15 protein-coding genes are annotated in these 12,796 nt (G+C 60.9%); 1 reads left to right on the top strand and 14 read right to left on the bottom strand.

The window, feature by feature from the left end; genetic code table 11:
* Window positions 1-4: 4 nt before the first annotated feature.
* The 3 genes from ACQ7JA_RS21745 to ACQ7JA_RS21735 form a co-directional block, all read right to left on the bottom strand.
* Window positions 5-658, bottom strand: a complete 654-nt coding sequence (locus ACQ7JA_RS21745) for a protein-L-isoaspartate O-methyltransferase family protein (RefSeq protein ID WP_430901636.1) — start codon at window positions 656-658, stop codon at window positions 5-7.
* Window positions 659-821: 163 nt separating this feature from the next.
* Window positions 822-1,469, bottom strand: a complete 648-nt coding sequence (locus tag ACQ7JA_RS21740) for a TetR/AcrR family transcriptional regulator (RefSeq protein ID WP_430901634.1) — start codon at window positions 1,467-1,469, stop codon at window positions 822-824.
* 102 nt (window positions 1,470-1,571) lie between these two features.
* On the bottom strand, window positions 1,572-2,462 hold the full coding sequence (locus tag ACQ7JA_RS21735; RefSeq protein WP_430901632.1) for an SDR family oxidoreductase: 891 nt from the start codon (window positions 2,460-2,462) through the stop codon (window positions 1,572-1,574).
* A gap of 100 nt (window positions 2,463-2,562) precedes the next feature.
* Here ACQ7JA_RS21735 and ACQ7JA_RS21730 point away from each other — a divergent pair, with 100 nt between their 5' ends.
* Window positions 2,563-2,838, top strand: a complete 276-nt coding sequence (locus tag ACQ7JA_RS21730) for a YkgJ family cysteine cluster protein (RefSeq protein WP_430901630.1) — start codon at window positions 2,563-2,565, stop codon at window positions 2,836-2,838.
* Window positions 2,839-2,865: 27 nt separating this feature from the next.
* Here the strand turns inward: ACQ7JA_RS21730 and ACQ7JA_RS21725 are convergent, their stop codons facing one another.
* From ACQ7JA_RS21725 to ACQ7JA_RS21675, 11 genes are read right to left on the bottom strand one after another with little or no spacing between them, the layout of a single operon-like run.
* A complete protein-coding gene (locus ACQ7JA_RS21725) occupies window positions 2,866-3,420 on the bottom strand; it encodes a PilN domain-containing protein (RefSeq protein ID WP_430901628.1) in 555 nt (184 codons plus the stop codon).
* Entirely contained in the window at window positions 3,411-4,169 is a 759-nt protein-coding gene (locus ACQ7JA_RS21720) for a hypothetical protein (protein ID WP_430901626.1), read from the bottom strand. Before ACQ7JA_RS21720 ends, ACQ7JA_RS21725 begins: the two co-directional genes overlap by 10 nt.
* Window positions 4,150-5,796 (bottom strand): GspE/PulE family protein, encoded by a 1,647-nt coding sequence (locus ACQ7JA_RS21715; RefSeq protein ID WP_430901625.1) that lies wholly within the window; start codon window positions 5,794-5,796, stop codon window positions 4,150-4,152. The genes ACQ7JA_RS21720 and ACQ7JA_RS21715 overlap by 20 nt, the downstream gene beginning before the upstream one ends.
* Window positions 5,797-5,807: 11 nt before the next feature.
* Window positions 5,808-6,989, bottom strand: coding sequence for a type II secretion system F family protein (locus ACQ7JA_RS21710; protein ID WP_430901623.1), 1,182 nt, complete (start codon window positions 6,987-6,989; stop codon window positions 5,808-5,810).
* Between the two features lie 3 nt (window positions 6,990-6,992).
* The gene (gene gspG, locus ACQ7JA_RS21705; RefSeq protein ID WP_430901621.1) at window positions 6,993-7,433 is read right to left on the bottom strand and encodes a type II secretion system major pseudopilin GspG; all 441 of its coding nucleotides are present in this window, start codon (window positions 7,431-7,433) and stop codon (window positions 6,993-6,995) included.
* 7 nt (window positions 7,434-7,440) lie between these two features.
* A complete protein-coding gene (locus tag ACQ7JA_RS21700; protein ID WP_430901619.1) occupies window positions 7,441-7,899 on the bottom strand; it encodes a type II secretion system protein in 459 nt (152 codons plus the stop codon).
* A 2-nt stretch (window positions 7,900-7,901) separates the two neighbouring features.
* Window positions 7,902-8,273, bottom strand: a complete 372-nt coding sequence (locus ACQ7JA_RS21695; protein ID WP_430901832.1) for a type II secretion system protein — start codon at window positions 8,271-8,273, stop codon at window positions 7,902-7,904.
* A 2-nt stretch (window positions 8,274-8,275) separates the two neighbouring features.
* Window positions 8,276-8,764, bottom strand: a complete 489-nt coding sequence (locus ACQ7JA_RS21690; protein ID WP_430901617.1) for a type II secretion system protein — start codon at window positions 8,762-8,764, stop codon at window positions 8,276-8,278.
* Window positions 8,761-11,031: a secretin N-terminal domain-containing protein gene (locus tag ACQ7JA_RS21685; protein ID WP_430901615.1), complete on the bottom strand. Its 2,271-nt coding sequence runs from the start codon at window positions 11,029-11,031 to the stop codon at window positions 8,761-8,763. The genes ACQ7JA_RS21690 and ACQ7JA_RS21685 overlap by 4 nt, the downstream gene beginning before the upstream one ends.
* Before the next feature lie 38 nt (window positions 11,032-11,069).
* Window positions 11,070-11,585, bottom strand: a complete 516-nt coding sequence (locus tag ACQ7JA_RS21680; RefSeq protein WP_430901613.1) for a hypothetical protein — start codon at window positions 11,583-11,585, stop codon at window positions 11,070-11,072.
* Window positions 11,578-11,991: a hypothetical protein gene (locus ACQ7JA_RS21675; protein WP_430901611.1), complete on the bottom strand. Its 414-nt coding sequence runs from the start codon at window positions 11,989-11,991 to the stop codon at window positions 11,578-11,580. Before ACQ7JA_RS21675 ends, ACQ7JA_RS21680 begins: the two co-directional genes overlap by 8 nt.
* Window positions 11,992-12,796: the final 805 nt, after the last annotated feature.

The raw sequence follows: 12,796 nt of genomic DNA, 5'->3' as shown, positions 1-12,796 counted from the left end.
GGCCTCAGAACTGGAAGCGCGACGGCGCTTGCGCACCCGTCAGCGGCTTGGCGATGGTTTCGAAAATCTTCACGGTGTCGACCGCCGTTTCCGAAGTACGGGTGACGATGTTGAAGCTCATCGCCGGGGCTTCGCCCAGGATCACCGCCAGGCGGCCGCCCACCTTCACCTGCTTCACCAGGGCTTCCGGCAGCACCGGCAGCGCGCCCGACACGACGATCACGTCGTACGGCGCACCCTTTTCCCAACCCGCCGCGCCATTGCCTTCTTCGACGGTCACGTTGTCGACGCCGGCCTTGGCCAGGTTCTCGCGCGCCAGCTTGGCCGCTTCCGGCTGGATCTCCACGGTAGTCACGTGGCGCGCCTTGTGCGCCAGCAGTGCCGCCATATAGCCCGAACCGGTGCCGATTTCGAGGACGTTCTCGTGCTTCTTGACCGCCAGTTCCTGCATGATGCGTGCTTCGACCTTCGGGTTGAACATCGCTTCACCGCCCGGCAGCGGGATCTCGACGTCCGCGAACGCCAGGTTCTGGTAGGCCGCCGGCACGAACTGTTCGCGCTTGACGACGTGCAGCATGTCCAGCACGTCCTGGTCGAGGACGTTCCACGGGCGGATCTGCTGTTCGATCATGTTGAAGCGGGCTTGTTCGATATTCATCTGAGTTCTCGGTGGAAAAATAAATAATCCGATATTTTATCGTTGAACGGCCTCAGGACGCACATCTTAGCGATGGGCTCCCCGGGACCAGGGTAAATTGCGACAGTCTGCAGTTTGGAGGGGTTGAACGCCTGAAAAACGGCGCAATGATGCAAACGGCAACTCAGGCAGGCTGCTGGCCGGCCGGCGGCAGCAGGCCGTGCAGGGCCATGTCGAGGAAGGCGTCGAGGAAGGCCTGGGGCTGCAGCTCGGCGCAGTCGCAGGGCGCCACCGCCGAGTGCTTCCAGGTGATCAGCATCATCATGGGCGCGATCAGGACCTGCGTCATCTGGGTCACGTCGATGCTGCGGAACTCGCCGCGCGCCACGCCGCGCTCGAGCATGGAGGAGATCATGCGGGTGCCGCGGGTGATGACTTCTTCCTGGTAGAACTTGGCCAGCTCGGGGAAATTGCCCGCTTCGGCCATGATCAGCTTGCTGATGCCGGACACCTTGCTCTGGCCCACGCGCTGCCACCAGTTCAGCATCACCATGCGCAGCAGGTCGCCGCTATGGCCTTCGAAGGCGGTGATCGAGACCTCGGCTTCGCCGATCACGGGCACGATGCTTTCGCGCACGACGGCCTTGAACAGCTCTTCCTTGTTCGTGTAATACAGGTAGAGGGTGCCCTTGGACACGCCGGCCTGGCGCGCGACGTCCTCCAGGCGCGTGGCTGCGAAGCCCCGTTCCACGAACAGGTCGATTGCGGCGCCAAGGAGCTCCTGTGGACGGGCATCCTTGCGGCGTTCCCAGCGCGGCTTGCTGCATTGCATGTTTCTTCCTAGAAACTAACTGATGGGCCACAGAATATAGATGGGGCCTGTAGAGCAGTCAATCGAAACGTTGTTTGGACGAAACTGTCAATACCAATACGGCTAGTTCCCGCCCAGTCCATAAATACGGCCATTCGCGCGCGAGGCGTACAGGGATCCACCCGGTTCGCGCGGCGGGCAGTCGCGCTGCTGGCGCGGCACCTGCAGCACCGACAGGCTGTCCGCCACGCCGGGCGCGAGCCGTACCAGCATGATGTCGAGCCCGGCCGCCAATCCGACCCGCACGGTGCGCATCGGGACCACGGCCGCATGCAGGATGGCGCCGGCGACCTGGTGCGGGTCGACCTGGGGCGAAGGCAGCCGGGGCTCCCGGTCCATGTAATTGCGCGCATGCTGCGGCAGCGGCGTGTCGACCGCGGTTGGTTCGATCAGGGTGATCGAGACCGGGGCCTGGTCGACCTGCTCGATCTCGATGCGCAGCGCATCGGTAAAGCCCTTCACCGCGTGCTTGCTGGCCGAGTACATGCCCTGCATGGGAATCGCCACTTCGGACGCTTCGCTGCCGAGATTGATCAGGGCCCCGCCCTGGCGTTTCAGGTAAGGCAAGGCCACCAGCGAGCCATGCACCATGCCCCAGAAATTGATGTCGAACAGGCGCCGGCTGTCTTCCTCGCTCACCTCGTCGAGGCGCCCGTAGATGGTGCCGCCGGCGTTGTTGACCCAGGTATCGATGCGCCCGAAGCGCTCGATCGCAATCCGGGCGATGCGCTCGACGTCGCTGCGTTCGGCCACGTCGGCCACCACCGCAAAGGCATCGAAGCCCTGGTCCACCAGCCCCTGCACCACGGCGTCCAGCACGTCGGCGCCGCGCGCCGCCAGCACCAGCTTCGCGCCCTGCTTCGCCGCCTCGTGCGCGGTGGCCAGGCCGATGCCGCTGGTGGCGCCGGTGATCACCATGACCTGGCGGTTCAGGGGTTTCAGGGGACTGGACATGCGGGCCTCCACGAGCACTGTGCGATAGGCACAACGTAGCAGGAAATGCAGCGGCGACGCGCCCGCTTCGGGCGGCAAGGCGGGTATACTTCCAGCGCTTATGAACTCCCCTTCCCTCTCCATGCAATGCCGCAGCGACTGCGGCGCCTGCTGCACCGCTCCCTCGATCACCAGCCCGATCCCCGGCATGCCCAAGGGGAAGCCGGCCGGCGTGCGCTGCGTGCAGCTGGCCGAGGACAACCGCTGCCGCATCTTCGGCAAGCCGGAACGTCCCGCCTTCTGCGGCGGCCTGCAGCCCTCGATGGAAATGTGCGGCAGCAGCCGCGAGCAGGCGATCCGGTGGCTGGACGCGCTAGAAAAGGCGACCTTGCCATAGACTTGCTTTTGAGAAGATGACTTTGTATCAGCGCTGGGTTGGATGCCCGTTTGGACCGTTTCCACGCAATTGCATTCGTATCTCAAATGCGATCACAAACAGCGCACCCTGCTGGAGCTTTTTCTGTTGAGCTAAATGAACGTCCCGAAAGGAGGGTTCCTTAGCCAGTTCACTCAGATACTCCGTCAGCGCTTCTATCGTCCGGGCATTTCCACGTAGCGTGAGTGTGCCGGCGCTTTTGTCGGGCACAAATTCAAGCAAGGCAATATCGGGATGACTGGTTTTCTCAAGGGCGGCGAACAGCGGGTACCAAGAGAAGCTGCGCTCCTGCCTCAGTGCAGCCCAGCGGCGTTCCGCTTCAAGCGCAGCCCGGGTCGGCTTCGGTGGCGGTGGAACCCGACGTGACCGCTGTAGTGCCGCAAGTTGCTCTTGTTGTTCAAGCGACAGTTCATGCAGCCGGTGAGCTTCCTTGGCGCCCCAGATGCTCCCGGCAATGAGCAGAGTCGATAGCAACCACCATACCCACGTGTAGCGCGGAACTGGTTTCAGATAGCGCGATAATTCATCCATGTTCAATGCCATCGCCCAAGGTCGAGCGCTTTAAATGTTGCATCAGGCATGCTTTCCTTGATGAGCTCCTGGCGCCCACCGGTTGCTGCTGCCGTCCAGTACTGGATGTGCTGGGCCCCTGAGAAGCTTGCATTCACGGTGTTGAGCAGGCGACGTAGCGCGTCGCCCGACATTGTTCCGGACGGTTGGACATGCATCCCGGCATATTTGCGCCGCTCGAACAGCATGGCGCTGACCCGGCGACTTTCTTCAAGCAGCACGATGCTGCGCTGTCGATGCAGGCCGCTCCCATAGCGCCAGTAGGCCGCTCCCGACACCGGCAAGATCGTCGACAGTGTCATTCCGCGGGACAGCAGCAAGTCACGGACTTGCAAGACCACCGCGCGTGGCAATGCGTACGCAATGCCATCGGCTGCAAAATGCCGATAAGAAGGCTGAATCAACCAGTCGCCGTCCACACCCAGCCCTGTACGTTCGAAGCATGCCTGCGCGTATGCAGTACGCTGCGATTCGTCCGTAAGCCCCCGCTGCCAGGGCAAATGCACAACCCGTGCGAACTGGTCGGATACGACCAGTTCGACGCGCGCGCGGCGGGGCAGTGCTTGCTCAGCGAGAAGTTTCTCCAATGCGTCAGCCAGACCAAGACCGCTGGCATCCGTGCAGCCGAAACGGCTGACTTCCTGGCCGTTCGGACGGCGCAGCCAGGCACTGTCGGGAAACACGCCGGCGAGCAAGCGCGGTTCAGGCCACAAACGTAACACGGTTGACCTCCTGCAGTGTGGTGTGCCCCTCGCGCACGAGATCGAGCGCGACGTCGCGCAGGAACCGTGTTCCCTCCTTGCGCGCCTGCTCCTTCAGCGCGCGAATGGAAGCACGTGCAATGATCATCTCCCTGATTTCATCGGTCAGGCGAAGTACTTCCGCAATGGCGCGACGGCCCTTGTAACCGGTATTGCGGCACAGCTCGCACCCACGTCCAGCGCGAAACCGGTAATGTTGCGCGTCCTCGATGCCGGATTCTTCGAGCAGCGCCGCATCGATCTCGACCGGCTCTGCACACTGTGGACAGTTCTGGCGCACCAGCCGTTGCGCCACCACACCCGTGAGCGACGAGACGAAATTGTAGGGATCGACGCCCATGTGCATGAAACGGCCGATCACATCGAATGTATTGTTGGCATGCACAGAGGTGAATACCATGTGTCCGGTGAGCGCCGATTGCACCGCAATCTGTGCGGTTTCAGGATCACGGATCTCCCCGACCAGGATTTTGTCCGGATCGTGACGCAGGATCGAGCGCAGCCCGACTGCGAACGTCAATCCCTTGCGCTCGTTGACAGGAATCTGCAGAACGCCCGGCAACTGGTATTCGACCGGGTCTTCGATCGTGATGACCTTGTCTTCTCCATGATTGATTTCGGTAAGAGCGGCATACAAGGTCGTGGTCTTTCCGCTGCCGGTCGGGCCGGTAACCAGCATCATGCCGTAGGGCTCGGCGGCCAGTCGCCGCAACAACTGGATGGTCCTGGCGTCGTACCCCAGGGAATCGAGGGTCAGTCGCTGCACGCTGTCCATCAGCGCCTTCTTGTCCAGCACCCGCAGCACCGCATCCTCGCCATGAATACTCGGCATGATCGAGACGCGGATGTCGATATCGCGGCCTTTCGACGCGACCCGAAAGCGCCCATCCTGCGGCACGCGCTTTTCACCGATGTCCAGTTCCGCCAGCACCTTGATGCGGGCGATGCAATGCTCGGCGAGCACAGGATTGGACACCATGGCGATGCGATTCAGCACCCCATCAATACGAAACTTGATCAGCAAGCCTTGGGGAAGCGACTCCAGGTGGATATCGCTGGCTTCAAGACGCAGTGCGTCGAACACCGTTGAATTGATCAGCTTTACCGCAGGGCTTGCTTCGCCCTGGATGGACGTCAGCGTCAGTTCCGCACCCGCCTCGCGCTGGATGATGCTGCTGGCGTCCTCCTCGCCAACAGCATCGGCAACAGCACTGTATGACGCCTCATGGGTTTCCAGCTTTGCAAGAACGAGCTGCGGATCGGCCATGTACACATCGGACACGCCATGGGCGGCAAGCCAGCTGCCCAGCGAAGGCAGAAAAGGCTGGCCAATGACGGCCTGCCGTTCTCCGCCCGGCGCCCTGGCAATCAGTGCCAGGCGCTCGGCCATCTGTGCGTACTCGACAACGCTGAACTCCGGCAACAAGGCGTTGACCTGCTCCTCGGACATCAAGGTGTAACCGAGCAAGCGCGCGCACTGGCCGAGGACATCACTGCGCGGCATACCGGCATGCACGGTGAGCGAATCAAGCCAGCGAAGTGGCTGCTCCGCGCTGATTCGCGCAATTTCCTGAAGGGTAAAAGGCAAGGCGGACTTTCTTAAACAATGTTGGCCAGATCGAAGATCGGGCTATAGAGCATCAAGACGACGGCACCTACCACCAGGCCGATCACCAGCATGAGAGCCGGTTCGATCACCCGTCCGGCGGTGTCGACCCACATCGACGTTTCCTGATCATAGAAGTCGGCGATGTGGTTCATCATGTGGTCGATGTTGCCCGACGATTCGCTGGCCACCAGCAGACGGATCGCGACTTCGGTGCCCAGGCTGCAGTCACGCAGGGCGGTAGACATCGGGATACCCTCGCTGATCAGGCGCGTGGCCTTGTCCAGCTGGCCGTGCATGGCTGCTGGCAGTGAAGCGCGGGTCATGCGCATGGCGGCCAGCACACTGATTCCGCTGTGCAGCAGCATGCCGAGCGTGCGGTAAAAGCGTCCTAACTGCAAGACCCAGATCCGCTCGCCCACCCATGGCGTGGCGAGAAGCTTGCGAAAAGCCGCGCGCCGGACCGCGGGATGGATGACCAGGCCCGTCAATGCCACGATCAGCACGAGGAATCCGCCCCAAGCCAATGCTTCGTTGTCGCGCACAAAACCGCCCCACCATTGCACGAAGCCTGCGCTCCCCGCATTCATGGTGCCCGCATCTTCGTACACGGCGCTAAATCGGGGCAACACATACAGCATCAGGAAGGAGATGACGAGAAAGCCCACCGCAAGCAGGATCGCCGGATAGGTTGCTGCAGCCCGCAATTTGCCGCGCAAGGTATCCACCTGCTGCTGATACAGCTGGAAGCGGCGGATCGAGGCACGCACCGTGCCGGTGGTTTCACTGGAGCGCACCATCGCTACATACAGTGGGGGGAACACCGAGGGCAATCCTTCCATTGCCACCGATAGCTGTTTACCGCCATGCAGGCTGCGCAGCAGGACGTCATACACCGCCTTGCTTCCACCCTTGCGGTCGTTCCGGCTCAGGATTTCGATGGCGTCGACTACCGTTTGCCCTGCTTCAAGCAAGGAATGCATCTGCTGGTTGAACACACTCAGGTCGAGCGCCTTGTTACCGCCCCCAAAGCTGCCGCGACGAACCGCCCGGATAGCAACGACATTGCCACCAGTGCTTGCGATCAGTTCGCGCGCTTCGGCTTCGCTTGCCGCGTCGACGACCTTGTCGACGATGGCCATCTCCGGCGTAAGTTGCTTGACGCGGTATTGCATTAGTCAGTTCCAGCTCACGATATCGGCGTTTTCACCCGTACCGCCTTGTTGGCCGTCGCCGCCATGGGATACGATCTCATATTCACGCCCTTCGCTGCCTGGCGCCTTGTAGATGTAAGCCTTGCCCCACGGGTCGGCTGGCAAGCCTTTTTTGAGATAGGCGCCGTGCCAGTTCGGTTCATTGGCCGGCTGGACGAACAAGGCGACGAGGCCTGCCTCCGTGGTCGGATAGTGCCCCGTGTCGAGGCGGAACTGATCCAGTGCTTTATCGAACGATTCAATCTGCGCACGGGCGACCTGGGCCTTGGATCGTCCGATCTGGCCAAAGTACTTGGGAGCGACGAAAGCGGCGAGCAGGCCGATGATGACGATCACCACCAGGAGCTCCAGCAAAGTGAACCCGCGCGTGCGCGGCAATAAAGGATGGGTGAAACGGGTACGCATGCTCGTCCTATTTGCTAGTGGGTTGATAAACAAATTTCCAATCGCTGTACTGCTTTGCATTCGCGAACGCCGCCAGCTCGGGAGGAAAGCCCGTCTGCTTGATTGGCTGGCGCGCCGACTGGGGATATACGCCGATCACGGCTCCGGCGTCGTTGCGCACGACGCCCCACTTGCCCCCCGTGAACGGGTCCGCATATAACTTACGCAGCGGTCGCGTCGGCCGTGTCAATCGCGTGTCATGCAACAAATCTTCCAATTGCTCCGGGTACCGCTTGTGCGTACCCTGAGAGTTATCGTAGTAGAGCCGGATTGCCTCGCGATACGCGATGCCGCGCCACAGCACCTCGGCCTCCTTGTCACGGCGCTCGGCAGTCAATGTATTCTGCAGCGCTCTTATGCTGGCGATCGACAGCATCGCTACCAGAAACATGACGATCACGTAGCTGAATCCGCGCTGTGGCCGCATCCTTACCAATCCTTCAACCACGTACCATCGCGCCCCGTATTCGGCGCCCCGCTGCGCACATCCGCCACGGCGCCCAGGGATGGATCGGCAGGCGGCACCGGCACCCAACTGCGCGCACTTTGGGTAAACGGATCGATCGGGATCTTGCGGAGATAATGTTCCTTCACCAGGTCGTCCAGCGCGTCCGGATAGTGGCCGCGATCGGCATAGAACTTGTCGATCGCATCACGCATCACATACAAATCTTCACGCAGCACGTCCTCCTTGGCTCGGTCCATGTTGCCAAAGTAGCGCGGGGCCGCCACCGCGACCAGAAAGCCAAGGATCGCCAGCGTGACCAGCAGCTCGATCATCGTGAACCCGCGTGAGCGCATCCTTACCATTGCTTGTATTCCAGACCGTTCAATCCAGTCAGCGGCGAGCGTGAATAGACGTCGAAGACGTCGTCTCCTTCGCTGGGCGCGTCTGGCGGAGAATCGAAACTGCGTTTGCCCCAGGTCTCCGCCGCCGGGACGGACAAGTCGCTGAAAAAAGGATCGCGCGGAATACGGCGAAGGAAATACAGTTTCGGTCCCCCCTTGTTGGTCTTGTCTTCGACGCCGGCGCTCAAATCGATCAGGGACGGCGGATAACCCGACGCATCCGTGTCGACCTCGATCCGGCCACTCGCAGCGGCCTGTTTGTAGGCATCGATCGCGCCGCGAATATCGCGCAAGGCCTGGCGCAGCTCACGTTCCTTGTTACGCCTGACGGTCGTTTCGATGACCGGCACGGCAACCGATGCCAGAATGCCGATGATCGCGGCGGCCGCGAGCAGCTCGATCAGGCTGAATCCACCGTTTCGCCATGTAGCACGCCGAATCATTGCGCCACCGCGATCTTGTGGGCCGCGGGCAAAGCCGGACGGCCGACCGACTTGTTCGCGCCAATCGGTGTCATGGCGATCAGGGAGACGGACGCGCCAGGGTTGGCGGCAAGCGGCTTGAGGGTCAGCGCGAGCACCCGTCCCGTTCCTTTGACCGGTTGATCGTCGGGCGCCTTGATGCCGACCGAAGCGCGGCCGCTCACGTCCACCGATTTACTGAACGTGGCCTTCTCCTTACCGAAATAACCCGCTTCCGTCAGCGACACCAGTTCGAACTCAGCAGGGTTGAACGCCACCTGTAGCGAAGCCGCACGCAGCATCTCGGGACTATCCATCGACAAGAACAGCTGGATCGGCTCACCCACCTTGGCTGCGGCAGGCCCTTCCCACGTCATCCTGGGGGCATCCGGGCCGCTGGCAGGCGTCACGAGCGCAGCTGCGGGGGCAACGGGAGCTGGAACAGGCGCGCCAGCTGCCGCCGCCGGCGTAGTACCTGCAGCGCCATCGGGAGTCACGGCGCGCAACTGCAGCGGACGGTCGCGCAAGACCGCTTCCGTACCCGACCAGAACGATTCCGCCGCCGGCGTCTGGCGGTGGATGTTGCGAATGAGGCGTGGGGTGATGGACAGAACGATTTCCGTTTTCTGGCGGGTGTCGCTTTGGCTGCCGAACAAGCGGCCGAGTACCGGCAACTGGCCGATGAGCGGAATACGATTGGCCGAGCTGCGATCCTCGTCGCTGATCAGACCCGCCAGGATCTGCGTTTCACCGTCGCGCAGGCGCAGGGCGCTGGAAAAATTGCGAGTGCCGATCTGGTATGCCTGGGAACCGTTGTTGGTCTTCACCGAGGACACCAGCGAACTCACTTCCAGCGAGAGCTTGAGGCCTACCTCGTCGCGCAAGTGGATGTCCGGCTCGACTTCCAGCTTGAGACCGACGTCCAGATACTGGATATTCTCGGTCACGAAGTTGTTGGTGCTGGTTGTCGTTACCACAGGGACCTTGTCGCCGATGAGAATTTTCGCCTTCTCGCGATCGCGAACCCGAATACGCGGATTGGCAAGCAGATTGGCGTCGCCGTCCGTCTTTTGCAAGTTGATGGTGGCGCTGGGGACGGTAATGCCGAGTCCATTCGACGTCAACGACTTCAGGTCGCTCAACTTCATCGTCGCCGTCGAGGTCCCGCTGCCCGGGACGGCGCCTGAACCGGACAGGGGCGCCACGGTCAACTGGCTGCTCCATTGAATACCGGCGTTCAGCAGACGTGAACGGTTAATTTCCAACACCTCGACCTCGAGCATGACCTCGGGCTCTTCCAGGTCTTGCAGACGGATCAGCTTTTCCGCCAGGCCGATTGTTTCTGGGCTTTCGCGCAGCACCAGCAGATTGTATTTATCGTCGACGTACACGTCCTTAAGCTTGAGGACGGTCTTGAGCATGGTGGCAGCCTGCTTGGCCTCCACGTTGGCAAGGTAAAACGCGCGCACCATCAGGTCCTGATACTCGCGCAGTTTGGCTGGGGTACTCGGATAGATCAGGACGCTGCTTGGATTGAGCACCTTTTTTTCGAGCTGGCCGGTTGATAGGATGACATCGATCGCGTCATCCAGGGAAGTCTGCTTCAGGAACACGGTAGTGCGCTGGTCAGGCCGCACGTCGCGGTCGAAAATGAAATTGATGCCAGTCGTGCGTGACAAAGCGTCGAATACCAGTTTGATACTCGTATCGCGAAACTCCAGGTTGATCGGCTTGCGATACACCTGGTCGAGGCTGGGCGCAATCATCGATTGCTGGGCCTGCAGCGCATCGAGTTCGCGGCGCACGCCTTTCGCGCCGACATGGCCCGGTGCGCGCTTGAGTGCACGGACAATCAACTCATTCGCATGAACCTGGTCACCCCGCCCCAACTCTACCCTTGCCTGCTTGACGTCTTCATCGGCCAGGGCCAGCTCGCGCAGTGCTTCCAAACCGGCTAACGCACGGGCATTGGCGGGATCGTATTTGAGTATGGTGGCATACGCCTGCTCGGCCTTCTGCCTTTCGCCGGCCGCAAGTGCATCAGCGGCAGTGTTCGACAAGGCTTCGTTCGCCGTTTCGCGCACACGCAATGCATCGCGACGATAAGCAAGGTCGCCTGGCGCCAGCTTCGATGCCTGCGCCAGCTCCTGCACCGCGCGGGGGTAATCGCCTGCTTCCAGGGCATCCGTGCCATTTTCGTGGTGCACCTGTGCGGCGCAACCGGTGAGGAAGGCGGTTGCCAGTGCCATGCTGCCCCATCGATACATTGTTCTTCGCATGACGACTTTCACTGCGCAGGAATCGGCAAGGCTTGCCTGATCCCTGACTGGACTGATTCGAATTCGACCTGGGTGCTACTGACCTCGACGACCTTGTAGCTGCTCTCCAGCACATCCCCCTTGCGGGCCAAGAGCACCTGGTCGCTCCGTCCGAGGTAAAGAATCTGCTCGCCATCGTTTTGCATTTGGCCCAGGAACGTGTAGGGAAGTGGCGGTGGGGGTTGCTCGGCCGGCGCTTGCGCAATTTCCACCGTTTGAACTTCGCGTGTTTGCGCAGACGGAGGCGGCGATGGTGGTTCCCACGCGCGCGGCGCGAACGGGTTTTCGTCCGAAGCAATCCAGGGCGTGTTAGCAGGCGTTTCGTTCACGTTCACCAGTGCACTCGGCGCGACCGTTTTCGGTGCCGGTGCGTTTGCCCTTGCTTGCTCAGGAAACGCTTCGTCGACTGGATAGAAAATGGCAGCCACTGTCGCGGCCAAGGCCGTCAATATCACCGCCCAACGGCGGCGTGCGGGACTATTCACGGGCTGCCTTGCTGAAGAAAGCGGAGAATGCAAGTTCGCAGCTCAACGTTGTAGCGGCCAGGTCCGGCCGTACACAGTGGATCGTGTCCAGGTGCACATTGGGGAGCTCTGCGGCCAATGCGGGAAGAAAGCGTCGTATCTCGGCGTAGCCTGCGACTGTCTTTATCGTGACGCGGTAAGTTTTGTAGGGCATGGCAGCCGAGCTATCGAGCATATAGACTGCTTCGTCGAAAGGGATGGCCACGTCCTTGGCAACGCTATTCATTCCCTGCACGAGCGCAGCGCCGGAAAAAAGCGGCAATGTGTCTGCGCTGCTTGAAGGCTGAGATACGTTTCGCTTAGGCAGGGGCAGCTGTTCGGCTTGAAGAAGCTGGTCTGAGGCCTGGGCAACCTCCTCGTGTTTCATGGCGGCCCATCCGAGTGCTGTCACAATCGCGACCGCGCCGACGCTCGCCACGACGAGGGAAGCCGGAGCGTTGTCAAACCAACGGGCGAAGGAAAAACGGAGGCGGGGGAGGACGTCCACAGACGGCTTAGGAGATTATTCTGACTAGAAAATTATAGGTATGTGCTGAGAATAAAATCTCTCGAAATGTCACATGAACGTAAATATGGCTGGGTGCTTAAACGATCTGTCGCGCATTTGGCACACGTCCTGATACTTCGTCCGGCTTTGTGCGAGGCCAGTTTGGATCGCTCACCTCCCGACGGCTTGGCTACTCAAGCAACCGAATTAATTTACTTCGGGTTCTGCCAAGTTTTACGACATGCCCTTGTCCGAACGCTTTGCCGTCATGCGCAAGCAACGTGGGCTTACCCGGGAAGCGCTGGCAGAGTTGATCAGCATTTACTTAGACTCAGGTGTACCGCTACGAAAGCGGTACCTCGCGATCGACCTTCGACGTCATCAAGAAGCTGGTCGTCACGATCAGCGTCACCACCAACGAACTGATTTTCGAGGCGGGCGAGCGCAGCCGGACGACATCTTGCTACTCCTGCTCTAAGGCGTCAGCGGCTTAGACGCCGACGAGAAGCATGTCATCAAGAAGATCGTGGAAGGTATTTTTCTGAAGCACCAGGCGAAACGCCTCATCCGGTCGTAGCGACCAGCACGCCGGCAGGTAACCAAAGATGAACGGCGCTAATGACAAAACCAGCAAGCTCCCTCACCTCACCGGTCACGCCGCTGGGGTTGAGGGGCTTTTCTATTT

The organism is Massilia sp. BKSP1R2A-1 (genome assembly GCF_050586525.1).
Taxonomy (GTDB): Bacteria; Pseudomonadota; Gammaproteobacteria; order Burkholderiales; family Burkholderiaceae_D; genus Telluria.
The sequence above is the reverse complement of the archived record's forward strand: the minus strand, read 5'-3'. Positions and strand labels throughout refer to the sequence as shown.